20 protein-coding genes are annotated in these 23619 nt (G+C 61.9%); 16 read left to right on the forward strand and 4 right to left on the reverse strand.

Going from position 1 to position 23619, the window contains the following annotated elements; genetic code table 11:
* Positions 1 to 13: 13 nt before the first annotated feature.
* From GX444_02885 to GX444_02905, 5 genes are read left to right on the forward strand one after another with little or no spacing between them, the layout of a single operon-like run.
* Positions 14 to 1348, forward strand: a complete 1335-nt coding sequence (locus GX444_02885; GenBank protein NLH47529.1) for a hypothetical protein — start codon at positions 14 to 16, stop codon at positions 1346 to 1348.
* Between the two features lie 8 nt (positions 1349 to 1356).
* Positions 1357 to 2670, forward strand: coding sequence for a hypothetical protein (locus tag GX444_02890; GenBank protein ID NLH47530.1), 1314 nt, complete (start codon positions 1357 to 1359; stop codon positions 2668 to 2670).
* Between the two features lie 3 nt (positions 2671 to 2673).
* Positions 2674 to 3831, forward strand: a complete 1158-nt coding sequence (locus GX444_02895; protein NLH47531.1) for a hypothetical protein — start codon at positions 2674 to 2676, stop codon at positions 3829 to 3831.
* Positions 3828 to 4712: an acetoacetate decarboxylase family protein gene (locus GX444_02900; GenBank protein ID NLH47532.1), complete on the forward strand. Its 885-nt coding sequence runs from the start codon at positions 3828 to 3830 to the stop codon at positions 4710 to 4712. The genes GX444_02895 and GX444_02900 overlap by 4 nt, the downstream gene beginning before the upstream one ends.
* A gap of 21 nt (positions 4713 to 4733) precedes the next feature.
* Positions 4734 to 5777, forward strand: a complete 1044-nt coding sequence (locus GX444_02905; GenBank protein NLH47533.1) for a ketopantoate reductase family protein — start codon at positions 4734 to 4736, stop codon at positions 5775 to 5777.
* Here GX444_02905 and GX444_02910 read toward each other — a convergent pair.
* Positions 5774 to 6481: a hypothetical protein gene (locus GX444_02910; GenBank protein NLH47534.1), complete on the reverse strand. Its 708-nt coding sequence runs from the start codon at positions 6479 to 6481 to the stop codon at positions 5774 to 5776. The two genes, GX444_02905 and GX444_02910, sit on opposite strands and share 4 nt — an antisense overlap.
* Positions 6482 to 6744: 263 nt before the next feature.
* Between GX444_02910 and GX444_02915 the strand changes: the two genes are divergently transcribed.
* From GX444_02915 to mutM, 4 genes are all read left to right on the forward strand, one after another.
* A complete protein-coding gene (locus GX444_02915; GenBank protein NLH47535.1) occupies positions 6745 to 7752 on the forward strand; it encodes an inorganic phosphate transporter in 1008 nt (335 codons plus the stop codon).
* Positions 7753 to 7861: 109 nt separating this feature from the next.
* A complete protein-coding gene (locus GX444_02920) occupies positions 7862 to 9049 on the forward strand; it encodes a methionine adenosyltransferase (GenBank protein NLH47536.1) in 1188 nt (395 codons plus the stop codon).
* The gene (locus GX444_02925; GenBank protein ID NLH47537.1) at positions 9046 to 10257 is read left to right on the forward strand and encodes an aminotransferase class I/II-fold pyridoxal phosphate-dependent enzyme; all 1212 of its coding nucleotides are present in this window, start codon (positions 9046 to 9048) and stop codon (positions 10255 to 10257) included. The genes GX444_02920 and GX444_02925 overlap by 4 nt, the downstream gene beginning before the upstream one ends.
* Positions 10258 to 10322: 65 nt before the next feature.
* Positions 10323 to 11132 (forward strand): bifunctional DNA-formamidopyrimidine glycosylase/DNA-(apurinic or apyrimidinic site) lyase, encoded by an 810-nt coding sequence (gene mutM, locus GX444_02930; GenBank protein NLH47538.1) that lies wholly within the window; start codon positions 10323 to 10325, stop codon positions 11130 to 11132.
* 10 nt (positions 11133 to 11142) lie between these two features.
* On the opposite strand, the gene GX444_02935 is transcribed toward mutM, so the two are convergent.
* Complete coding sequence (locus GX444_02935; protein NLH47539.1) at positions 11143 to 12411, reverse strand: 6-phospho-beta-glucosidase; 1269 nt, start codon at positions 12409 to 12411, stop codon at positions 11143 to 11145.
* Between the two features lie 298 nt (positions 12412 to 12709).
* On the opposite strand from GX444_02935, the gene GX444_02940 reads away from it, so the two are divergent.
* The 6 genes from GX444_02940 (at position 12710) to GX444_02965 (ending at position 20004) form a co-directional block, all read left to right on the forward strand.
* On the forward strand, positions 12710 to 13891 hold the full coding sequence (locus tag GX444_02940; GenBank protein NLH47540.1) for a hypothetical protein: 1182 nt from the start codon (positions 12710 to 12712) through the stop codon (positions 13889 to 13891).
* 16 nt (positions 13892 to 13907) lie between these two features.
* The gene (locus GX444_02945; GenBank protein NLH47541.1) at positions 13908 to 14351 is read left to right on the forward strand and encodes a hypothetical protein; all 444 of its coding nucleotides are present in this window, start codon (positions 13908 to 13910) and stop codon (positions 14349 to 14351) included.
* 36 nt (positions 14352 to 14387) lie between these two features.
* A complete protein-coding gene (locus GX444_02950; protein ID NLH47542.1) occupies positions 14388 to 15047 on the forward strand; it encodes a cytochrome c in 660 nt (219 codons plus the stop codon).
* Positions 15048 to 15230: 183 nt separating this feature from the next.
* Positions 15231 to 16154, forward strand: a complete 924-nt coding sequence (locus tag GX444_02955) for an ATP-binding cassette domain-containing protein (protein NLH47543.1) — start codon at positions 15231 to 15233, stop codon at positions 16152 to 16154.
* A 7-nt stretch (positions 16155 to 16161) separates the two neighbouring features.
* Positions 16162 to 18498, forward strand: a complete 2337-nt coding sequence (locus GX444_02960) for an ABC transporter permease subunit (protein NLH47544.1) — start codon at positions 16162 to 16164, stop codon at positions 18496 to 18498.
* 3 nt (positions 18499 to 18501) lie between these two features.
* Positions 18502 to 20004 carry a DUF4340 domain-containing protein gene (locus tag GX444_02965; protein NLH47545.1) on the forward strand — a complete coding sequence of 501 codons (1503 nt, stop codon included), beginning with the start codon at positions 18502 to 18504 and terminating at the stop codon, positions 20002 to 20004.
* Positions 20005 to 20053: 49 nt separating this feature from the next.
* On the opposite strand, the gene GX444_02970 is transcribed toward GX444_02965, so the two are convergent.
* Both GX444_02970 and GX444_02975 read right to left on the reverse strand, forming a co-directional pair.
* Positions 20054 to 21502 carry a B12-binding domain-containing radical SAM protein gene (locus tag GX444_02970; protein NLH47546.1) on the reverse strand — a complete coding sequence of 483 codons (1449 nt, stop codon included), beginning with the start codon at positions 21500 to 21502 and terminating at the stop codon, positions 20054 to 20056.
* A gap of 25 nt (positions 21503 to 21527) precedes the next feature.
* Positions 21528 to 21926, reverse strand: coding sequence for a hypothetical protein (locus tag GX444_02975; GenBank protein ID NLH47547.1), 399 nt, complete (start codon positions 21924 to 21926; stop codon positions 21528 to 21530).
* Between the two features lie 150 nt (positions 21927 to 22076).
* Here GX444_02975 and GX444_02980 point away from each other — a divergent pair, with 150 nt between their 5' ends.
* Positions 22077 to 23609 carry an MFS transporter gene (locus GX444_02980; protein ID NLH47548.1) on the forward strand — a complete coding sequence of 511 codons (1533 nt, stop codon included), beginning with the start codon at positions 22077 to 22079 and terminating at the stop codon, positions 23607 to 23609.
* Positions 23610 to 23619: the final 10 nt, after the last annotated feature.

The raw sequence follows: 23619 nt of genomic DNA on the forward strand, positions 1-23619 counted from the left end.
TAATTTGCATCCCGTGGAATTTCTAAAATCAAATCGCCCGTTGCTCGCGGCGCTTCTTCTTTTACTTCTTCCATGCACGGCCTTCGCCGACGCCTTTTTCACCTACGGCGTGTCGCCGCGCACGATCGGCATGGGCAACGCGTTTTCCGCCACCGCCGACGACTGGACCGGCGCCTATTACAATCCCGGCGGCGTCGCGCTGCAGCACCGCCCGGTGCTCGGCGTCGGTTACATGGCCAACTTCGCCAACCTGAATTACATCGGCAAAAGCGAGGCCGAGTTGGACGAAAGCCGCGCCATGATCTTCGGCGCCAATTTCCCGCTGCCGTTCGACTCCGGCTTCCTGAAAGACCGCTTCACCTTCGGCGTCACCGGTTACATGCCGGAAGGCCGCCTGTTGCAAATGCGCGTCAACGCGCCGGCCAAACCAAGCCTGATCCTGCTGCAAAACGCCCACCGCACCAACGCGATGTACCCGGCGTTCGGCATCCAGTTGACCAAGGGCCTGGGCATCGGCGGCGGCGTACAAACCTTCATCGACACCATCGGCGAAATCAACGCCTTCATCGACCCGGCGGGCAACGTGCAAACCGAGGTCGGCGAGGAATTACTGGTCACCTACTCGCCGACGGCCGGCGTGCTGTTCAAGCCGGGCGAGCACTGGGAAGCGATGAAGCCGTGGTCGTTCGGCTTCGTGTTCCGCGACGAGTCGTTCACCCGCTATCAGATTCCGGTCGGCGCGGTGCTCGACCAGATCCCCTTCATCGTCACCTTCAACGCGAAAAGCATCTTTACGCCGCGGCAGTACCTGCTGGCGATGGCCTACCAGCTCGGCCGGTGGCGTCTCGAAGGCGACGCTTCCTTTAACGAATGGTCGCGCTTCCCCGATCCGAACCTGAACATCACGGTGACGGTCGACATCCCGATCATCCCGCTCAACTTCATCAACAGCATCAAGCGGGAGCCTAAATTCCACGACACTTTCTCCGGCCGCGTCGGTACCGAGGTGTCGGTATACGAGCACGCCAAGATCGACCTGCTGGCGCGCGGCGGCTACATGTTCGATCCGTCGCCGGTGCCGCCGCAAACGGGTTACACCAACCAGTTGGACGCGGATCGCCACGTCGGCGCGCTGTCGTTCGGCTGCAAGTGGAAGGGCGTGGGCGACACGCAGTTCGGCGCGCCGCTGCTGCTGGACCTGGTCTGGCAAACGCAATACCTGCCGCGGCGGGTCGCGTATAAAAACGAATCGGTCAGCACCGACAATCCCGGCTACCCGAAAATCGGGCTGGAAGGCTGGCTGCACTTTGTCGGCATCTCGCTGAGCACCTACTTCGATTACGAATGAGCGGACGAATGCGGAAGATACTGCCGATTCTCGGGTTGTTGCTCTTGCTGGCCGGGCCCGCCTGGGCCGGTTCCTACGACGTTTTCGGAACCGGTTCGCGCGCGATCGCCATGGGCGGCGCCTACGCGGCCATCAGCGACGACCTCTCGGGCCTCTGGTACAACACCGCGGCCATCGCCCACGTGGAGCGGCTGCACACCGAACTGGGTTACGTGTACGCCGAGCCGACCCTGACGATCAACGGGCGCGAACAAGACATCGACAAGCACAGCGGCACGACCCTCGGCGGTATCCTGTCGACGAAAATCTGGAGCCACCGGCTGAGCCTCGGGCTCAATTTCTTCATGCCCGACGCGCACCTGATGCGCTTTCTGGTGCTGTCGACGAACCAGCCGCACCAGGCGTTCACCCATAACGCCAACCACTCGTTCACCACGCTGATGGGCGCCGGCGTTGAAATCTTCCCCTGGATGTCCGCCGGCCTGGGCGTCAACCTGCTGGCCTCCGAGGTGGGCGGCGTCAACTTCTCGATCACCGAGGACAAGCCGAGCGAAGGCAACGTCTTCAGCAACCTGAGCCCGCTTTACGCCCTGATGGCCGGGCTGCATTTTCAGCCGCTCAAGCAATTGCGCGTCGGCGCCGCCTTCCGTGACAAGGTAGAAATGCACTTCGAGCTGCCCAACGTCATCAAAATTCCGCCGCTCAAGATTTTCGACGGCAATCGCGTCGCCATCCTGCGCGAAACCCAGCTCAATCTGCTGGCGGTGTCCAACAGCCACTTCAGCCCCCGTACCTACTCCTTGGGCGTGGCCTACGAACCGACACCGCGCTTCCTGGCCAGCGCCGACGTCGATTTCTGCCAGTGGTCGGCGATGCGCAGCGACGCGCCGCGCGCCGAGGTCTACGTCAACGGCGGCCTGGCCGACATCTTTCCCACCAGCCCCGCGCCGGCCCCCAAGGAACCGGATTTCAACGACACCTTCGTCTACGCGGTCGGCGTGGAAGGGCGGCCGCTGCTGACCGACTCCTGGCGGCTGGATCTGCGCGGCGGCTATCGCTACCGGCCGACGCCGATCCCCAACCAGAATAGCGTCAACAACTATCTGGACGCCGACACCCACGTCTTCTCCGCCGGGATCGGCGCCCGAGGCGACAAACTGAGCGAATACCTGCCCCGCTCCGTGCAACTCGACGGCTACTACCAATATCAATACAGCCCCGAGCGGATTTACCACAAAGCCAGCGCCAACGATTTCGTTGGCGACCTGCGCTTCGACCAGAACTGGTGGGCGGTCGGCTCCAGCGTGACGTTGAGGTTCTAAGCCATGCGAACCTACGCTAACATTCTCGGCCTGTTGCTCCTGGTCGTCCTGCTCGGTTGCGGCGGCGCCGGCGACCGCTACGGTTCGATCACGGGCATGCCGGCGGCCGGCATCTCGCCGTGGTACAAGGTCGACATGGACCCCACCGTGGACCTGGTTCAACCCTACATCCTGGTGGGCGACACGACCCACTACCTGACCGAACCCTCGTACATCATCAGCGGCGGCTTGCACCGGGTGATCTACGAAATCGTCGAATACGACGAGACCGGCGACACCATTCTGGGCAGCACGTTGGCGATGGCGACCAGCGCGGACGGCATCGAATGGCAACCGGCGAACGACGGGCAACCGGTTCTGATCCCCGACCAACCGTGGGAAGGCGACCGCGTCGGCGCGCCGGCGCTTCTCGCCGCGGGCGGACGTTACCTGCTCTGGTACGTCGGCGGCCGCGGGGCGGGCATCGGCTTCGCCGAAAGCGACGACGGCCTGGTCTGGGAAAAATCGGCCGACAACCCGGTGCTGGTTCCCGACCAGGAATGGGAAGCGGATCTGGTCGCCGCGCCGAGCGTTTTCTCGCATCACGGCACCTACCGCATGTTTTATTCCGGCGGCGCGGTGGACGGGACGGAAATCGCCGTCCTGGCCGGCAGCGCCATCGGTTTCGCCGACAGCCCGAATGGCCTGGTCTGGACGAAACGCGACGCCGCCGGCCGCACCAGTAAAAGCGATCCCGGCGAAGTGCGGCCCGTGCTGACGGCGTCGCAGCCCTGGGAAGGCATGGACGAGGAAACCGGTCTGGGCGGCGTCATGGCCAGCCCGTGCGTGCGCGTCGACCACCCGGCCGACCGCGACATCTTCCGTCTGTACTATACGGGCAATCAGGTTGGCGAGCCGGTGCTCATCGACACCGCCATCGGCTACGCGGGCAGCTTCGACGGCATCCACTGGGAAAAGCTGGAAGACGCGTACAACCCCGTCCTCAACGAAAAATTCCCGCTGACGCTGTTCGGCGTCTCGCAATACATCGTATACGGCGAAAGCGCCCCCAGCGTCGTTAAAACCGGCAACGCCTACCGGATGCTCTTCAGCCAGACCGACATCCTCGGCACGAAACAAGGCATCGCCCTGGCCGTCAACCCGAACGTGGACGCACTGTGAAAACTACGACCTCGATCGATCCGCGCCTGCTCGACAACGCGGCGCTCTTCCAAAATGAGTTTTTCCGCCGCTTCGCGTTGCGCCACGCCGAAAAACCGCTGCAACTCGACGATCAAGTCGCGAAGAACTATTTGTTCCCGACGCTCTACGGCGACGTGACGTGCGCGATGGCCATTTTCCCGTGCGACTACGCCGCGGCCGCCCGCCTGCTGCCGCACCCGGACGTGCGGCCCGTGCGCCTGACGCGCGGCCGGTCGCTGGTCGCGTTTTCCTGCTACGAATACAAGCAGGTGCTCGGCGTCGCGCCGTACAACGAAATCGCCATGACGATTCCGATCCTGGTGGCGCCGCGCGTCAGCGTGCCGGTGTTGCCGATGCTCTGGAACGGCTACCCGGGTTTCGGCTTCTACGTTTTTTCGATGCCGGTGACCTCGCTTGAAAACCAGATTCGCGGCCGGCGGATCTGGGGCTTGCCCAAGGTGGTGCAGGAAATCGACCTGACCGAGACAAATGGCGAATGCGTCACCACCGCCTACGAGGAAACCGGCGAACCCTATTTCACCCTGCGCGTGCCGACGGGAGGCAAGCCGACGCACTTCGACGTCAGCTCTTACCTTTATTCGCGGCTGGGTGACGACTTTCTGCAAAGCCGAACCTGTTTCAAAGCCACCTTCAACGTGAACAAATACCCGGCGGTGCTCTGGCAAAAAGGAACGCGGCTGGCCGATCCCTATCTGCGGCTCGGTGACACGCCGGCGGGACGAATGTTGCGGGAACTGGGGATCGAGGATCAACCGCTGCAATTCCGCTTCGCCAAACACCTGTCGAGTTGCTTCGATCTGCCCGAACCCTCGTTTCGCTCGCCGATCCGCTTCGCCTGATCCGCGACGGAGGACCCATTGATGTTGCCTGACTCGATGAAAATCGTCTTTTTCGGCACCGGTGTCATCGGCGGTTCGGTCGGCGGTTGGATCGCGCCGCACTATCCGCATCTGTATTTTCTCGATCGCGAGCCGATCAGCACGGCCCTGCGGACCGGCGGCATCACCCTGTACCAGCAGGAAACGCCGGCGGAGCGGCAACGGGTCTCCGTGCGGGTGATCGACGACCTCGCCGCGGTGCCGGACGCCGACGTCGTGGTGCTGGGCGTGAAGAATTACAGCCTCGAAGGCGCGGCCCGCGCCATTCGGGAAAAGCTCGGCGACCGTCCGGTCATCTTCGCGATGCAAAACGGCGCGGAAAACCAGCGCATCCTACCGCACTATTTTTCGAAGGTGATCTATTGCGTGGTCAGCTACAACGCCTGGATGGACGAGCCGGTCGTCATCGGCTATCAGAAAAAGGGCCCGCTGGTCATCGGCACGATCCACAACGAACTGCAACCGGAAATGGCGGCCATCGCCCGGGTCTTCAACCTGGGCGTCGAAACCATCGTCACCCCGCACCTGCAGGACGCTGTTTACACCAAGATGGTCATCAACCTGACCAACTCGCTGACCACACTGATTGGCATGGGCTACCGGGAAATCGGCGACCGCGCCCTCTTCCAGAAACTGCTGACCAACATGACCTACGAGGGCATCCAAATCCTGCGGGCGGCCGGCTTCAACGAATGCAAGCTGGGCGGCATGCCTTCCTGGCTGGTCATCCGCGCCGGCGCCAAACTGCCGCGCCTGCTGACCAAACCGCTGTTCGAGCGCAACGTGAAAAAGATGGTGCTCAGCAGCATGGCGCAGGACGTGCTGCAACGGCGCGGCGGCACATCGGAACTGGAGACGCTCAACGGCCATTTGTTGCATCTCGCCGATCGGCACGGCCTGGCGGTGCCTTACAATCGCGCCGTGTACGAATTGTGCCGCGAGGAATTCAGCCGGCCGGATTTTCAGCCGCTGGAAGTGAAGGAAGTCTGGCTGGCGGTGAAAAAGCAGCTCGCCGCCCGGCGTTAATCCTCGTCGTCGACCGCGAATTCGTCGAGAAACCGGCGTTCCACTCCCCGGCCCGCAAACCGTTCCCAGAGCAACCGCAAACCGCGAACGCGCAACAGGTGAAACACCCCGCCGACATGCACCCAACGCCGCTCCCGCCGCGCTTCCAGCAGCGGCCGGATCACCTGCTCCATCTTCTCGTCGCGCACCTGCAGGAGCGCCAGGCGTTCGCCGGAAAAACCCAGCAGGGCCGGCGGAACCGGTTCGTCGGCCAGCAGCCGGCGCGCCCGGCGGTAGAACGAATCGACGGTTCGCGACAAGGGAATGTCCGGACGCCGGACCAGCGCCCGGAGGTTCTCGGCCGTCAATAATTCCGCGGCCACATCAGCCAGCAACTCGCGGGAGACCTCGCTGTCGTCGACCAGCAACACCTCGGCCCCGCACTCGGCGCGATAAAGCTCGGCGGCTCGGACTTCGAACGGGATTTGCAGCATTTCGCGGATCGCCCGGATTTCACCGTGTTCCGCTTGATTCGGCGGCGTTCGTTCGGCCAATTGCGCCAACAATTCCGGCCCCTGCCGGCGGCGATATTCGACCGCGTACGGGCTGACCTCGAGGGTGATCCAATCCGGCCGCGCTTGCCGTAAAGCCGCCAGCAGGCGCGTCTCTCCCGCCGGGTCGCGATGGACCACGCCGATCATGGTTCCGGCGGTCGGTTCGTTCATCGGCGAACACCCTACCGCTTTCGCTCGCCGCTTGGCAAATACCGACGAATAACCTGGCAATGAATCCATTTGTATCCGCGATAAAAAGTTCCGGTAGCCCACTGTCCGAACGATGAAGAATCAATTAGAATTCGGCCATCGATGCGTTAGAAAGTACCGATCCGCATTCCGCGGGGATCTGTGGAACGGCGGAGTTGCATGAACGGCTGGATTCATCGATGACGCGGCTTTTCTCCGCGGCGAGAATCGCGTCCTGACCATACATGAGGAATTTCTCCGTGAATACGCTGATCATCGTCACTTTTCTGGCGGCTCTGGCCTTCGATTACGTCAACGGTTTTCACGATGCCGCCAATTCCATCGCCACGGTGGTTTCCACCCGGGTAATCACTCCGCGGCTGGCGGTCGCCTGGGCGGCGTTTTGGAACTTCGTCGCGGCGTTCACCTTCGGCACCGGTGTCGCGCTTACCATCGGCAAAGGCGTCGTCCATACCGACCAGGTCACCGTGCCGGTCATCTTTTCCGGCCTGATCGGCGCCATCACCTGGAACCTCATCACCTGGTGGCTGGCGCTGCCATCTTCCTCCTCGCACGCTTTGGTCGGGGGTTATGCGGGTGCGGCGGTCATGTTCAACGGCATGGACATGATCATTCCGTCGGGACTGATCAAAATCGCCGCGTTTATCGTGATTTCACCCATCATCGGCCTCATCCTGGGCTTGTTCAATCAAGTGGTGGTGACCTGGCTGTCGCGCAACGGTTCGCCGCTCAAACTGAACCGCTTGTTTCGTCGCCTTCAATTGTTATCGGCGGCGATTTATTCCTTTTCACACGGCACCAACGACGCGCAGAAGACCATGGGCATCCTGTTCGCCCTGCTGGTGGCCGGCGGCAAATTGCAACTCACCGATAAAATGCCGATGTGGATTCTCTTCCTATGCTACGCGATGATCGCCGCCGGCACGCTGACCGGCGGTTTTCGCATCGTACGGACGATGGGCATGAAACTGACCAAGCTCAATCCGATGCACGGCTTCTGCGCCGAAACCGGCGGCGGCGTGACGATTCTGGCCGTCTCCCATTTCGGCATCCCGGTTTCCACCACGCATACCATCACCGGCGCCATCATCGGCACCGGCATGGCGGGCGGCGTCCGGTCGGTGCGGTGGATCGTCGCTCAACGGATTCTCTGGGCGTGGATCCTGACGATTCCCGTCTCGGCCGCCATCGGCGCGTTCGTCTATTGGGTCATGTCCCTGTTCGGTTATTGATTCGCCCGGCCGACGCGTTTTCCCGCCGTCCCAATGTGTTGACACGCCGGAATCGAGCCCCTAGCATGGGGCGATTCGTTCTCCAATTACCTGCTCACGGGGGAATCGTATGCCTTCCAAACAACTAGTTTTCAGCGCGGAATCCGTAACTTGCGGACAGTCGGACAAGCTTTGCGATCTGATCGTCGATACCATTTTGGATCGGGTTTTGGCCGAGGATCGTTTTGCGCGCGTCGACCTGCAGGCGATGGCCGCGCCCGGCATGGTGTTGGTTGCCGGCGAACTGACCACCAACACGTACATCGATATCACCGGCACGACGCGGGAAGTGCTCGCGGGCTGCGGGTACAACAATCCCGAGAATCCCTTCAACGCGCGTTCGGTGGCCGTGCTCCACATTTTGCAGGAGCAGTCGACCGAAGTCGCGTTGGCGGTCGACAAGCGCGGCGCGGGCAATCAAGGGGTCGTCATCGGCTACGCCACCAACGAAGCCCAGGCGGCGGGTCTGGACTCCAACCTGATGCCGGTGCCCATTCACCTGGCGCACCAATTGACCAAGCGGCTCTGCGACATTCGAATGCAAGGCAAGATTGCCGGCCTGCATTCCGACGGCCAGGTTCACGTGACCTTCCTCTATGAAAACAACGTGCCGGTCCGGCTGCTCAACGCCACGGTCAGCGCCCAGCACAGCCCGACCGTCAAGGAAACGGAATTCCGCGAGGCGGTCATGCACCACGTGCTGAAGCCGGCGCTGAAAGGGCTGGGAAAAATCGACACCAAAAAAGCCGAACTGCTGGTCAACCATTCCGGGCCTTTCACCTCGGGCGGGCCGAACGCCGATATCGGCGTGAGCGGGCGCACCATGGTGATGGACCTTTACGGCATGGCGGTGCCCAGCGGCGGCATGACGCTTTGCGGCAAGGATCCGACAAAGACCGACCGCGCCGCCACTTACATGGCCCGCCACGTCGCCAAGTGCGTGGTCGCGGCGAAACTCGCCGACCGCTGCGAGGTCCGCCTGGCTTATCTGTTCGGCCGCGAAAAACCGGTCAGCGTTCAGCTCAACACCTTCGGCACCGGTAAGCTCGAATCCGACAAGGCGCTGGCCGACGCGATCATGAAAGTGTTCGACCTGACCACCCCGGGCATCGTCGAACACCTCAACCTCCGCCGCGTCAAATACGCTCCGATCTGCTGCTTCGGCCACCTCGGACACGAAGGCTCCCCCTGGGAAGACACCGCGCCGGCCGCGGCCCTGCTGACCGCCGCGAAAGGCAAGAAAGGAGGTCGGAAATGAGCGCTTCGTCCAAAACCGGCTTCTCGACCAAATGCGTTCACGGCCGCAAGCACACCGACAAACACGATCCGCACGGGCGCAAACCGTTCGGCACCGTCTCCACGCCGATTTTCATGTCGTCGACCTTCGCCTTCGAATCGGTCGAACACGGCGCGAAAATCTTTGCCGGCGAATCGAAAGACTACACCTACACCCGCATCGGCAACCCGACGACGGCGGCGCTGGAAAGCGAAGTGGCCTTTCTGGAAGGCGCGGAACGCGGATTGGCGCTGGCCTCGGGCATGGCGGCGGTCAGCCACCTGACCTTTCACCTGGTCAAGCCTGGCGAAAAGTTCCTTTACGCCAAAACGCTGTACGGCGGCACGTTCGCTTTCTTCTCGCACGTCTGCGAATCGCACTTTAAAATGAAACCGATCGTCATCGACGCCACGAATCTCGACGAGGTCGCCGCGGCGATCGATAAAGACACCAAGATGCTGTTCATCGAAACGCCGTCGAACCCGACGCTGGCCCTGATCGACATCGCCGGGTGCGCGGAGATCGCGCGGAAACACGGCGTGCCGTTGGTGGTCGACAACACGTTCGCCACGCCCTATCTGCAAAATCCGATCGAATTCGGCGCGGATTACGTGCTGCACAGCCTGACCAAATACCTCGGCGGCCACGGCGACCTGGTGGGCGGCCTGGTGGTCGGGTCCGAGGAAAATATGGCCCGCCTGCACAAGGACATCTACGTCGACGTCGGCGGTTGCCTCAGCCCGTTCAACGCCTGGCTGGTTCTGCGCGGCATCCGCACCCTGCCCGCGCGCATGGATCGCCACTGCAAGAGCGCCATGGAAATCGCGCAATTTCTGTCCTTCCATCCCAAAGTCGAACAGGTGTTTTATCCCGGATTGCGCTCCAACCCGGATTACCACCTGGCCGTCAAGCAAATGCGCAATTTCGGCGGCATGGTGTCGTTCCTGGTCAAGGGCGGACGCGAAGCCGCGGCCAAGATGGCCGACAACGCCAAACTCTGGACCCTGGCTGTCAGCCTGGGCGATGTCGATTCCCTGCTGTCGGTTCCGGCCAGCACCACCCACAGTACCTACAGCAACGAGGAGTTGCGGGCGGCGGGAATCGACCCCGGGTTGATCCGTCTGAGCGTCGGCCTGGAAGACGTGGATGACCTGATCGAGGATCTGCGCGACGCCTTGCGCACGATCTGACGTTGTCGTTTTCCCTTCAAGGGCCGCCCGCGTGGGCGGCCTTTGTTTTCAAGGAGCAAACCGCCATGCCGGAAATGCCCGAAGTGGAAACCGTCGTCCGGTCGTTGCGCCGCCACCTGCCGGGAAAGCGCCTCCGCCGGGCCGAGGTTTACGATCCGAAGCTGAATCGCCTCGACACGACGGCACTCGCCGGTCGCGTCGTGCGCGCGGTCGTTCGTTCGGGCAAGGAAATCGTGGTCGATCTTTCGCGGCCGCACTCGCCGCTCTGGCTTTGCGTACATCTGCGGATGACCGGCTCGCTGCACTGGTCAGTGGACGAAGGACCGGCCGGGCAGAAATCGGCCCGCGCCTGCTTCGTTTTCACCGACGGAAATCTCTATTTCCTCGATCCGCGCCGCTTCGGCGTGATCCGCCTGGCCCGTCGCGCGGAAGAAATCGCCGCTCCGGGCGTGGAGATCCTCTCGCCCGAGTTCACCGTGCCCCGGCTCGCGCAACTTTTACAGGGCGGCCGCGGCCCGCTCAAACCCTGGCTGCTGCGCCAGGACCGGATCGTCGGCTTCGGCAACATCTACGCGTCGGAGGTCTGCCACCGGGCCGGGCTCGATCCGCGCCGCCCCGCCGGTTCGCTCACGCCGGCGGAAATCAAACGGCTGCATCGAATCACCCGGGAGGTTTTCACCGAAGCCATCCGCCTGGGCGGCACGACCATCAGCGATTTCAACGACTGCGACGGCGAATGCGGCGGCTATCAGCACCGGTTGCGGGTCTACGAACGCGAGGGAGAACGCTGTCGCCGGCGCGGCTGCGGGGGAACGATCTGTCGTCTCGTCCAGGCCGGCCGTAGCACCTACTATTGCCCAACCTGCCAGCGCTGACGCGAAGAGCTTATTTCAGGTCCAGCCGGTTGACCGCGATCATGTCGTCGAGAATCGGCTTGGCGCGGTCGGCGGTCGGGCCGAGCGGATTGGTGAAAATGGCCTTGAGGGCGTAGGCGTAGCTGCGATGCAGCGCGGCCTTGATGGTCAGGATCTCGTACATCTTCGCCTGGAACAGGAGCGCCAGCATCGATTCGTCGGGCTCGCCGGCCGACCGGGGCCGGGCGCCGTCGCGGCCGATCGTGCAATTGGTTTCCACCACGAAACGGTCGGGCAAGCCGGGAATCGCTCCCTGGTTGCGGACGTTCACCGCATGGACGATGCCCAGGTCGTTGACCAGGGCGTCGATGACGTCGATGGCGATTTTCGAATAATAAGCGCCGCCGCGCAGATTCAACTCCTCCGGCTTGGTGAACAAATCGGGGTCACGGTACTTGGCCAGCAGGGTTTCCTCGACTGCCATGACTTCCTGCGCGCGCGTTTTCGGTTTGGCCTGCAACAGCGCCAGCACGCGTTCGGTGTTGTAATAGTAGCGGTTGTAATACAGCGGCACCGCTTGCAGCGCTTCGATCAGTTCGGGCTTGAAGTCGACGTCCGGGATGTTTTTCGGACCTTCTTCGCTGGCCAGATAATGCAACAACCGGGCGGTGACATCCTCGCCGTTGACCGTCACCCGGCGCACCCAACCCAGGTGATTGAGGCCGATCACGTCCATGTCCACCGCCTCGTCCGGCACCCGCAGGTGTTTGGCGACGGTCATCTTCATGTCGATCGGCACGTTGCACAGGCCGACGGCCTTCTCGCGGCCGGCGAAATTCAGAATGGCTTCGGTCACCAGGCCCGACGGGTTGGTGAAATTGATCAGCCAGGCGTTCGGACAATAGCGGTCCATGTCCTCGCAGATCGAAAAAATCACCGGCAGGGTACGCAGCGCCTTGGCCATGCCGCCGATTCCCGTGGTCTCCTGCCCGATCAGGCCGTGGCGCAGGCCGAGCAATTCGTCCTGGTAGCGGGCCGGCTGCTTGCCGACGCGGAATTGGGTGCTGACGAACGCCGCGCCGTCGAGGGCGGCCCGGCGGTCGGTGGTCAGGCTGACGCGGAACGGCCGGCCGGCATGTTCCACCATGCGCTGGGCGAAAGTGCCGACGACGCTCAGCCGCTCTTCGTCGATGTCCATCAGGGCCAGTTCGGTCAGACCGAGCTTTTTCGCCCGCGCGATAAAGCCGTCGACCAATTCCGGCGTGTAAGTGCTGCCACCGCCGATTACCGCGATTTTCACTGCATCGCCTCCGTTTTACCAAGCCCGCGATCAGGCGCGCACTATAAAATTTTGAGCGCCCCCGGGCAAGGCGGTGAAAATTTCGCCCGCGAATCCCAGTCGTAACGGACATCGCAACCTGGAAAATCGGACCATTTGAGACCTGATCCAAAATAGTATTGATAACTAATTTTTCTTGCTCCGACCCATTCACTGATTATATTCTGAACCAATGCAACCGCTGAAAATTTGGCTCGCATCATAAAAATGTAATAACTATTAAATAGCCCCTCTGGCGACCGAAAGGATCAAAACAACCATGAGCGATAAGTATACTTTTCCCTTGGCTTGTTTTTTACTCATCGAACTCCTGTTGCTGCTGTTTCCGTGTGAATCCACGGCCCGTCCGGAATTTTCCGCCCTGCAAAACAGCCCTTGCTGGAAATGCCATGTCAACCCGCTTGGCGGCGGCGAGCGCAACGCGACCGGATTCTTCGCCGGCAAAAACCTGGGGCTGGAATCGACGACCGAATACCTCAACGCGAAATTCAAGGATTTCGGCGATTTCGACCCGATGATCGCCGACAAAATCCAATTGGGCGCCGATGTCCGTGTGCTTTGGGACTATCTCGTCTATCACAACAACGATCTGCCGGAGAATTTGAAGCAGGGCGAAAACTCCACTTTCCAATTCATGCAAGGGCAATTTTACCTCGACGCGCAGGTGCTGCCGGTTTTTCAGGCCGTCGGCGGCTACGATGTCGCCAACAACACGTACGAAGCCTACGGTTTGTTCGATCATCTGCCGGCCGGGATCTATGCCAAGATCGGCCGGTTCATCCTGCCCTTCGGCCTGCGTCTGGACGATCATACCGTTTATACGCGCAGCGCCATGGGCTTCGGCCCGCTCAGTCAAGACACCGGCATCGAGGCCGGTATCCGGCCCGGTCCGTTTTTCCTGACGGCGGCACTGACCAACGGCTCGCTCGGCAACAACAGCCCGGACCGGACCGGGCATTACTATTCCGTCACCGGACAGACCGGCGTCCGTTTCTGGAAAATGGGCTTGGGACTCAGCGGCTTCCACAACAACATCGAAAGCCTGGTCAACAATACCTATGGCGCCTGGGCTACTTTCGGCTTCTGGAAAATCGCCCTGTTGGGCGAATTCGATTACCAGGAGCAGGAAACCCAGATCGAACCGACCGCGACCGCCGTAACGCCGGCCGCCTCGCCGAAAGTGCGCCTTCGCCCCGGATCGGCCGCCTTTACCGAGGCGGAAATCGAGCTGATCCGCGGTCTCCTGGCCCAACTCCGCTACACCCACTGGGACCCGAATTGGGAAAAAGCGGAAACCTTCGAGGATCAGACGATGGCCGGTTTGTTGTTCTATCCGATACCGTATTTTTCGACCACCCTGCAATACAAGTTCAACCGGCGGCCGGCCGACCAGGATCGCAACGCAAGCGAAGTCACCGCGCTGGCGCACTTTTACTTCTAGGGAAAGGGGACCGGAGATGAAATACCGGGAATTCGCGATTCTTCTGGCGCTGGTGGCGCTCCTGGCACTGGTCGGTTGGACTCTGGCGGCTTGCAACGACATCAATAGCGGCCGGGACAGTGATTGGAATGACTGGAGTCTGGACGGCGGTGGCGGCGCGGCGCCGGCGGACTCCGGCGATGATGACGACGACGATTCCGCGACGGGTTGCGACACCACCGTCGAGCCGACCTGGGCTACTTTCGGGCAATGTTTCGTCGAATCCTATTGCACCCGCTGCCACACGAGCGGCAGCGGCAGCGCGCCCTTCGCGCTCGACACCTACGAGGCCGTCCATCAGCGGGCCGCCGCGGTCGCCGCCGACGTCGAAGCCGGCCGGATGCCGCCTTCGGCGCCGTTGCCCGCGGACGCCGAAATCACGCAATGGCTCGCCTGGATCGAAGCGGGCTTGCCGCAATAACCGCATTTCGCGGCGCGCCAAATAAAGGAAAAACGAATGCGGACGAGACAAAATATTTTCGCGGTGCTGGCCGTGCTGACCGGCGCGGTGTTGGGGGCGATCGGCCTGGCTTGCGACATCAACCTGAACGGCGACACGGTCGATACCGACCTGACCTGGTACAACTTCGGCCAACCGTTTTTTTCCACGTATTGCGGCTCCTGCCATCAATCGTTCCTGAATTACAACCGAGTGACCGGTAGCCAGGATGAGATCCGGCGGAAGGTCGACAGCCGTAGCATGCCGCCGAACGACTCGGGCATCGTCGTTCCCGACAGCGACATCGCCCGCCTGTTGGAATGGATCGATGCCGACCTGCCCGAAGGCTCCCCGACCGGCGACGATGACTCCGCGGGCCTTTATTGGACCAACTTCGCCGAAGCCTTCTTCGCCGGATATTGCACCCGCTGCCACAGCGACCCGCCGATCAATGACGCCGAAATTCCTTTGGTGACCCTGAGCGACGTTCGCGCCGAAATGCACCATGTGCAGGAACACGTGGTCGACGGGGAGATGCCGCCCTCGGCGCCCTTCCCGACGGCCGCCGAAAGGCAGGATTTGAGCGACTGGATCGACGCCGGCGCGCCCTACGATGAAAACGATCCCGGGGTCGGCGGCGACGACGAGGATGACGACGGGGAGGATGACGGCGACTGACCGGCTGACCTTCTCGACGGCCGACTTTTCAGGTTATTCCGGGCGGTTTTTCACCGCCCTTTTTCTTTTTTCCTTCCTGAAATACATTGAACCGGTTTCTCTGGCCCGGGGTCTTTACAGCGCCAACTTCTTTTGGCGGATACGAAGACCATATCCATAGTTGTGAATCAGGAGGCGAAGACCATGATCGCGGTCAAGAACCTGACCAAACGTTATGGGGAGGTTGTGGCGGTCGACGACATCTCCTTCCAGATTTCGAAGGGCGAGGTCGTCGGTTTTCTGGGCCCGAACGGCGCCGGAAAAACCACCACCATGCGGATGATCACCGGCTATCTGGGCGCCGACGGCGGCTCGGTCGAGATCGACGGCAAACCGTTTCACGACGATCCCGCCGCCGCGAAGAGCAAAATCGGTTACCTGCCCGAGAACAATCCGCTCTACGACGACATGACCGTGCTCGAATACCTCGATTTCGTCGCCGAGATGCGCGGCATGAAGCCCGCCAAACGGGCGTCGGCCGTGCAGCGGAACGTGAAGACCTACGGCCTGACCGAAATGGCGGCGAAGGATATCGGCGAATTGTCGAAAGGCTACCGGCAGCGCGTCGGCCTGGCGCAAGCCTCGCTGGCCGATCCGCCGATCATGATCCTCGACGAGCCGACCAGCGGCCTGGACCCCAACCAGATCATCGAAATCCGCAACCTGATTCGCGAAATCGGCAAAACGAAAACCGTCATTCTCTCCACCCACAACCTCGGCGAGGTGGAGGCGACCTGCTCCCGCGTACTAATCATCAGCGGCGGCAAGCTGATCGCCGACGACACCCCGGAAGCGCTGGAAAGCCGGGTCACGGTGGCGCTGCTCTACGCGCGGCTCAAGGGCGACGGCGACCTGGCGGCCGGATTGCAAGCGCTGCCCGGAGTCGCCGGCGTCGAGGAGCGGGAGCGCGACGGCGACTGGCGGATTTTCGCGCTGAAGGTCGATCCGCGCGGCGAAGTGGCCGAACGGGTCTTCGATCTTTGCGTCGCCAACCGCTGGAAGCTGTCGGAGCTGCGCAAGGAATCGACGTCCCTGGAAAACGTCTTCACGCAGATGACACGGAGGTAGAAACGCCATGGCACGCATTTGGGCGCTCTACAAAAAGGAAGTCCGCACCTACTTCAACTCGCCGATCGCCTACATCGTGTTGACGGTGTTGCTGATCGGCGTCGGCTACTTCTTTTTCCAGACGTTCTTCGCCGGCGAACAGGCGACGCTCCGCTTCTTCTTCCGCGTCGCCGCCTGGTCGTTCCTGCTCTTCGGCCCCGCGGTCACGATGAAGCTGCTGGCCGAGGAAAAGAAGACCGGCGCCATCGAACCGCTGCTGACCCTGCCGCTCCGCGAATGGGAAGTCGTGCTCGGCAAGTTCTTCGCCGGCTGGACCCTGCTGGCGATCTACCTGTTGATCACCCTGGTCTATCCGATCAGCATCGCCTTTATCGGCAAGCTCGATTTCGGCCCGCTGGCCGGCGGCTACCTGGGCCTGTTTTTCCTCGGCGGCACGTTCGTGGCCCTGGGCATGTTCGCCTCGGCCATCTCGCGCAATCAGGTCATCAGCCTAATCGTCGCCTTCGTCATCGCCATGATGCTGTTCGTCATGGATTTGCTGCTGCCCTTCCTGCCGCCCTCCTGGCAGAACGTGGTGCAGTTCATCGGCGTGGATTCGCACTTTTCGAACATCAGCCGCGGCGTCGTGGACACGCGCGACCTGGTGTATTCCTGCTCGCTGATGGCCTTCTTCCTGTTCCTGTCCGCCCAGGCGCTGCAAACGCGGCTGAGCGATCACTCTAAAAAATGGCGGCTCAACCGGGTGCTGTACATCGGCGCCGCCGCCGGCTGTCTGATCGCCCTCAACGCGATTTCCTTCCTGGCCAACGGGCGCGTCGACCTGACAGAAGACAAGCAGTTCACGCTGTCGGAATCGAGCCGCGACCTGTTGCACGAACTGGACGATCAACTGACCATCACCGCCTACTTCTCGCGCGAGCTGCCGCCGCCGGCCAACAACAACACGGCCGTGGTGCGCGACCTGCTCGAGGAATACCGGACGGCGAGCGACGGCAAGGTGACTTACAACTTCGTCGACCCGGATACCCCCGGCAAGGACGGCCAGCCCGATCAGGCGCTGATCGCCCAGGCCCAGGCGGCCGGCATCCCGAAAATCGACATGCGGGCCTTCCGTAAGGACCAGGTGCAGATGGTCAAGGTCTATCTCGGCATCGCGCTGCAATACGGCGACAAGACCGAGTCGCTGCCCGTGGTGCAAAACCTCGACAACCTCGAATACGACCTGACCAGCCGCATCAGCAAAATGCTGCGCGAAAAAACGCCCACCCTGGCCTTCCTGTCCGGCAACGGCGCCTTTACCTCCGCCGAGGGGCTGGGCCGGGTCGCCGGCGCGCTGAAGGACAAATTCACCGTCAAGGACGCGGACCTTTCCAAAGGTGACGAAGCCTTGAAAGACGTCGACGTGCTGGTGGTCGCCGGTCCGAAGCAACCCCTGCCGCAAAACGTCCTCTTCGCGATCGATAATTTCATCATGCAGGGCCATCGGGTCGCCTTCCTGGTGGATAAAGCGATTCTCGACCCGAAATCGCTGATCGGGCGGCCGTTCAGCAGCGGCCTCGAGGAACTCCTCAAGGCTTACGGCGTCGAGTTCAACCCGTCGCTCATCCTGGATCAAAACTCCGAGCGCGTGGCCGTCAGCCGCCAATCGAACGGTTTCACCATCCAGTCCATGGTCCAGTTCCCGCTGATCGTTCACGTTCAGGATTTGGCGAAAGACACGCCGATCACCAAAAACCTCAACGGCTTCGCCCTACCGTTCGCCGCGCCGATCGAGTTGACGCGCAAGGACGGTGTCGAAACGCACATCATCGCCCGCAGCTCGCCGCGCAGTTGGCTGTTCACTTTCCAAGACTCGTTCCTCGCGGATCCGCAGGCCCTGCCGGTGCCGGAGGAAAGCGATTTCGTCGGCCCGCAAAATCTGGTGGTGACCCTGGAAGGCACGTTCCCCAGCGCGTTCGTGGAGCAGCCCCTGCCGATTGCCGAGGACGGCACCTCGCCGGCCGACAACGTCACGCCGAAAAGCGCGCCGACCCGCCTGGCCGTGGTCGGCTCGTCGTGGTGGGCGGCCGACATGATGCCCAATCCGCTCAACCAGCTCCTGTTCTCCAACCTCGCCGACTGGCTGGTGCAGGACGAACGATTGATGAGCATTCGCACCCGCAGCATCGAAAACCGGCCGCTCAAGCCCCTCGGCGACACCGCGCGGGCCGTTTTCAAGTACGGCAACATGCTGGCGCCGCCGCTGCTGCTCGTGGCGTTCGGTCTGCTTCGCTGGCGCTTGCGCCTGCGGAAGAAAAGCCGCGGTCTGTCGGCCTTTCTGCGCACCGGCGGAAAGGAGGAGTAAGCCATGTTGTGGAGACGCACTGCCATTCTGCTGATCGCTTGCGGCGTCCTGACCCTCGTTGCCGCGCTCCTTGCGGCGCTGCCCTCCGGCGGCAAGGGCCCGGAACTGCAATTGCCCGCGGTCGACAAGACCGCCGTGGCGAAAATCACCGTCACCCGCCTCGAAGGGCCGTACTCCCTGGTGAAAACCGGCGAGAAATGGACCGTCGAGCCGGGCGGTTTCCCCGCCGATCAAACGCTGGTCGACCGGGCGCTTGACACCCTGACCGCCCTGCGCTTCGGTCCGACGGTTTCCGCCAAATCCGCCAGCCATTCCAAGTACGAGGTCGAGGACGGCCGGCTGACCGTCGCGCTGCATACCGCCAAGGGGGCGGCCTGGGAATTGATCGTCGGCAAGGACAGCGCCGATAACCGCGGCACCTATGCCCGGAAGGCCGGCGACGACCGGGTCTACGTGGCCCTCGCCCGGCTGCGCGATCTGTTCGGCAAGGACGCGAACCGGTGGCGCGATCACGTCATCGTGAAGTTCGATCCGCAGGAAGCCGCCAGATTGACGGTCGCCGACAACGCGCAGACCTTGAGCTTCAAGAAGAACGACGCCGGCGCCTGGGAATTCGACGCGCCGCCGGAGAATCTGCCCGCGGGCTTCCGGCTCGATTCGGAAAAGGTGGCGCGGATCGCCCGCACCATCGCCAATCTGAACGCGAACGACTTCGAGGATTCCAAGGAAGCGGTCGATCGCGGGTTGGAGCCGCCGCGAACCCTGGTCACCGTGGAAACGGCCAAGGGCGAGAAGTACGCGGTGAAACTCGGCGCGGACAAGGACAAGAACGTCTACGTCCAGCGTGACGGCAACGAGCAGATTTACCTGGTCAACACGATGATGATCGCCAACGTGAGAAAATCGCTGCTCGAGCTGCGCGACATGCACGTGGCGTTTTTCGATCCGGCCAAGGCCGCCAAAGTGACGATCCTCGACGGCGCGCGCCAGCTGGTATTCGAAAAAGCCGGCGAGGACAAGTGGAAAATCGCCGAATCCAGCGAAGCCGTTCCCCAGGGGTTCATCCTGGACGACGCCAAGGTCGCCACGCTGGCGCGCAGCGCCTCGACCCTGCAAGGGCTCTCGTTCGTCGGCCAGAGCGCGCCGGCGGCCGCCAAATTGGGCAGCGCCGGTTCGCTGATCGTCGCGCTCGAGGGCGGCGGCGAGCAGAAAATCCAGCTCGGCGCCGAAGCTCCCGACGACCAGCGCTACGTCGGCGGCAACGGCTACGTGTACTTGATCAAAAAGTCCGGCGTCGACCGCCTGCTGAAAAAACTGGACGACATGAAGGTGACCGCGCAGCGCTCCAACCAGATGGGTGGGATCGATCCTTCCATGCTCGACAAGCTGCCGCCGCAACTGCGCGAACAGTTCATGCAGCAGCAACGCCAGAAAATACTGCAAAATCAGATGATGCAGCAAATGATGAAAAAGGCCGAAAAGCAAAAGCAGGCGCCGAAAAAATAATCGCGCCGCACCAGAATGAGGGAAGCGCCGCCGCCGGGCGGCGCTTTTTTTATATCAGCGACGCGAAGTTTTTCGTCCGCTGGTACGGGTTGCCGGTGTGCCGGTAGTAGCGGAAGGCCGAGAGCCACTCGGGCGCGAAGAACTTCCGTTCGCGAAACAGCGCCAGCCACAGCGACAGCTTGTAAATCCCGTGGTACTTCCCGCGCATCCATTTTTTAATGCGCGGCGCCTGGCGCGGCAGCGCCAAAACCAGCGGAAACAGGTTCTGGATGTTGCGGAAATCCATCTCCGGCGCGACCGCCGTGAACTCGCGCGAGTCGCGGAAGTCCGGCATGACGCGCACGTACTCGGCTTCGTCCTCGCGCAGCAGGCCCTTTTCGCGCGCTTTTTTAGCCAGCTCGGTTTTCGGCAACACCAGCGTCATGTTGCCGCGGCCGTGATAGGTACCCATCGCCAGATTCAGATCCACCGTTTTCAGCGCGTCGTCCGGCGTCTCGCCCGGCAGCGCGAACATGTTGAAGGAAAACGGCAGAACGCCCTTTTCGCGCAGGCGGCGCGCGGCGGCGATGGCGTCGGCGTTGGTGAAATACTTGCGCAGGATATCGCGACGAATGGTCTCGTCGCCCGATTCGATGCCCAGGGCGATGGCGCGGCAACCGGCTCGCGCCAGGCAATCGATGATGGGCTCGCTCAGGTGATCGACCATGCAATTGCAGGAAAAGGGGATGCCGACGCGGCGCGGATACTGTTCGGCGAATTCCTCGATCCAGGCCTTGCTGGTGATGAAGATGTCGTCGGAGAAATGAATGCTGCGCATCGGCGCCAGCCGCTGCAGGTCGAGGATTTCCTCGATCACCTTGCCGACCGATTTGCGCCGCACATAGGGCATTCCCGGTTCGAACATCGTCTTGTACCGCGGATTGAAACAATAAGTGCACTGGTTGGTGCAGCCGCGGCCGGTGTTGAACCGCTTGACGCTGAAATCGCGGATGAACGGATAATGGAAGTACAGCGCGCGGTCGGGCAGCGGCAATTCGTCGAGGTCGCGAATCGGTCGGATCGTCGAATTGCGAAATTCGCGGCCGCCGGCGCGACCCCAGACCGCCGCCTGCGACGACACGTCCGCGCCCGCTTCCAGGCCGGCCAGCAGATCGGCCAGCGGCAATTCCGCCTCGCCGATGACCAGATAATCGACATGTGGATCGGCGAAGGCCTCCTCGGTGAAAAACGTCGGGTAGATGCCGCCGCTGATCAACGGCAGCGGGAACCGTTGTTTCAACCAGGCGGTCATCCGGTGAAACCAATGGTGTGCGCCGACATCGCTGGGCACCAGTAACGCGTCGGGAGCGAACTCCCGAATCCGACTTTCCAAACCGCCGCGTTCCTCGTCCTCCAAGAACAAAGCGAACTGATGACCGCGTTGGCGGAGGTAGGCTACCGCTTCCACCAAGGCCAGCGATTCGTTCAGGCCGTTGTCCTGGATGATGCAAACTTTCATTGTCCGACCTCCGACATTCGAGCTATTATGATTGCCAGGCCGCGACCGCGATCATGAGACAAGTCAAAATGCCGGCGCCGATCCAGACATGGATCATCGCCTTTCGTTTATACCGCCAGAGCGCAAAAGCCAGACCGCCCAGCAGACCGATCAACCCGATTCTCGCTCCCCAGAAGCCAATCAGGCCGGACAGCCACGGCAACCCGACTCCGATCAGTAGGGTCACGGCCGGCGCCGCGAAGACCGTGGTGAGAAATACCCGTATGCCGATCCTCCGGAGCCGATCGCCGTCAAAAGAACCGCGCTTTGCGACAGCCAGCACTCCCAGCACGATCAGGGTCAACCCCAACCCGAAGACCGCGCCGGCGACGATCGACAGACCGATCGCGGTCGGACAATCGGATAACGCGATGTATTTGCTCATTCGACCTCGGCAATTATTTTCGGATCGGGACTTTTCAACCGGACCCGGCTTGCTTTCGGAAAAAATTTTTGGCTATAAATGCCTACTTATCCTTAACTAGCGGCATCTCACGTCGCCCAACACTAGAAAGAAACGAGCCGAGAATCAAGCATGCAAACACTGGACATCCTGATTTGGGCAGTCGGCATCGGCCTGGTCGCTTCGTTCATCTATTTGCTCTACAGCTACAGTAAGGGGCTGCGTTCCAGCCCGCGCGAACTGATCATCATGTTCCTGGCGAAAATCGTCGAGTATTCCGCCTACGGCGCGATGAACCTGTCGTTCGTGCTTTACCTTTCGGCGGACTGCGGGCTGAGCGACATCGCGGCGGGCTCGTACATCGGCGTCTGGTCGATGACGCTGACCCTGACGATGATCCTCGTCGGCGCGGTCTGCGATGCGATCGGCATCAAGAAAACGCTGATCGGCGGCACGATCTTTCTGCTCTTCGCCCGGATTTTCATGCCATTCACCAACAACGTGGTGGTGACCAGCATTTTCGGCTTCTTGCCGCTGGCGGTGGGCACGGCGATTCTCGGGCCGGTTCTTTCCGTCGGCATCAAGCGCTACACGACCAAAGAAGGTTCGGCGTTGGGGTTCGCCCTGTTCTACACGCTGATGAACGTCGGCTGGGCGATCGGCGGCCACATCTTCGACGGCGTGCGCGGGATTTTCGGCGAACACTCCCTGGTAACGTTGCCGGTCGTCGGCGCGCAGATTTCCACCTATCAAATCATCTTTCTGGTGGCCTTTTTCCTCACCATTCCCAACCTCATCATCCTCGCCCTGATGCGCGACCGCGTCCGCATGACCGAGGATCAGGGCGTGGTGATCGATCCGCCGGATGAAAAAATCGCCGGCGGTTTCTTCGTCGCCGCCTGGGGCACGTTGAAGAAGGCGGCCAAGGACACGGCGCGGATTTTCGGCCAGGTGATCATCGAAAAGCCGTTCTGGATCTACCTGTTCATGCTGGCCATTCTCGTGCCCGTGCGGCTGGTTTTCTATCACTTCCATTACACCTTCCCCAAGTACGGCATCCGCATCCTCGGCGAAGGCGTGAAGATCGGCAACATTTACAGCGTGCTCAACCCGACGTTGATCGTTTTTCTCGTGCCGCTCTTCGGCGCGCTGACCCGCAAAATCAGCTCGTACCGGATGATGCTGGTCGGCACGCTGGTGTCGGCGTCATCGGTGTTCATCGCCACCCTGCCGAGTGAAATTTTCGCGCCGCTGGTCCATACCTGGTTCGGCGAACTGGTTTACGACCGCTGGCTCGGCGTGCCGGTCGAACAGCGCACGCCGATCTTCCTTTCGCTCGTCATTTTTATCGCGATCTTCACCATCGGCGAGGCGATCTGGTCGCCGCGCCTGATGCAATTCACCGCCGAGATCGCGCCCAAGGGCCGCGAGGGTTCGTACATCTCGCTTTCCTACCTGCCGTTCTTCCTGGCCAAACTGGTGGCCGGGCCGATGTCGGGCCTGCTGCTGACCGCCTACGTGCCGGTCGGCGCCGAATCGTACCCGCACCACCACCTGGTCTGGGTGTGGATCGGCGGCATGGCGGCGCTGTCGCCGCTCGGCCTCCTCTTGTTCCGGAAATTGTTCAACCGCGCGGAAGAGAAGGAAGTCACCGCCGTGGCGTAGCGCCGCCGGC

Source organism: Myxococcales bacterium (genome assembly GCA_012517325.1).
Taxonomy (GTDB): Bacteria; Lernaellota; Lernaellaia; order Lernaellales; family Lernaellaceae; genus JAAYVF01.

What these genes read in the sequence shown, in the direction of transcription:
- GX444_02890 (NLH47530.1), top strand. Translation starts at nt 1,357, where the DNA reads ATGCGGAAGATACTGCCGATTCTCGGGTTGTTGCTCTTGCTGGCCGGG.
- GX444_02895 (NLH47531.1), top strand. Translation starts at nt 2,674, where the DNA reads ATGCGAACCTACGCTAACATTCTCGGCCTGTTGCTCCTGGTCGTCCTG.
- GX444_02905 (NLH47533.1), top strand. Translation starts at nt 4,734, where the DNA reads ATGTTGCCTGACTCGATGAAAATCGTCTTTTTCGGCACCGGTGTCATC.
- GX444_02910 (NLH47534.1), bottom strand. Translation starts at nt 6,481, where the DNA reads ATGAACGAACCGACCGCCGGAACCATGATCGGCGTGGTCCATCGCGAC.
- GX444_02915 (NLH47535.1), top strand. Translation starts at nt 6,745, where the DNA reads ATGAGGAATTTCTCCGTGAATACGCTGATCATCGTCACTTTTCTGGCG.
- GX444_02920 (NLH47536.1), top strand. Translation starts at nt 7,862, where the DNA reads ATGCCTTCCAAACAACTAGTTTTCAGCGCGGAATCCGTAACTTGCGGA.
- GX444_02925 (NLH47537.1), top strand. Translation starts at nt 9,046, where the DNA reads ATGAGCGCTTCGTCCAAAACCGGCTTCTCGACCAAATGCGTTCACGGC.
- mutM (NLH47538.1), top strand. Translation starts at nt 10,323, where the DNA reads ATGCCGGAAATGCCCGAAGTGGAAACCGTCGTCCGGTCGTTGCGCCGC.
- GX444_02940 (NLH47540.1), top strand. Translation starts at nt 12,710, where the DNA reads ATGAGCGATAAGTATACTTTTCCCTTGGCTTGTTTTTTACTCATCGAA.
- GX444_02945 (NLH47541.1), top strand. Translation starts at nt 13,908, where the DNA reads ATGAAATACCGGGAATTCGCGATTCTTCTGGCGCTGGTGGCGCTCCTG.
- GX444_02950 (NLH47542.1), top strand. Translation starts at nt 14,388, where the DNA reads ATGCGGACGAGACAAAATATTTTCGCGGTGCTGGCCGTGCTGACCGGC.
- GX444_02955 (NLH47543.1), top strand. Translation starts at nt 15,231, where the DNA reads ATGATCGCGGTCAAGAACCTGACCAAACGTTATGGGGAGGTTGTGGCG.
- GX444_02960 (NLH47544.1), top strand. Translation starts at nt 16,162, where the DNA reads ATGGCACGCATTTGGGCGCTCTACAAAAAGGAAGTCCGCACCTACTTC.
- GX444_02965 (NLH47545.1), top strand. Translation starts at nt 18,502, where the DNA reads ATGTTGTGGAGACGCACTGCCATTCTGCTGATCGCTTGCGGCGTCCTG.
- GX444_02970 (NLH47546.1), bottom strand. Translation starts at nt 21,502, where the DNA reads ATGAAAGTTTGCATCATCCAGGACAACGGCCTGAACGAATCGCTGGCC.
- GX444_02975 (NLH47547.1), bottom strand. Translation starts at nt 21,926, where the DNA reads ATGAGCAAATACATCGCGTTATCCGATTGTCCGACCGCGATCGGTCTG.
- GX444_02980 (NLH47548.1), top strand. Translation starts at nt 22,077, where the DNA reads ATGCAAACACTGGACATCCTGATTTGGGCAGTCGGCATCGGCCTGGTC.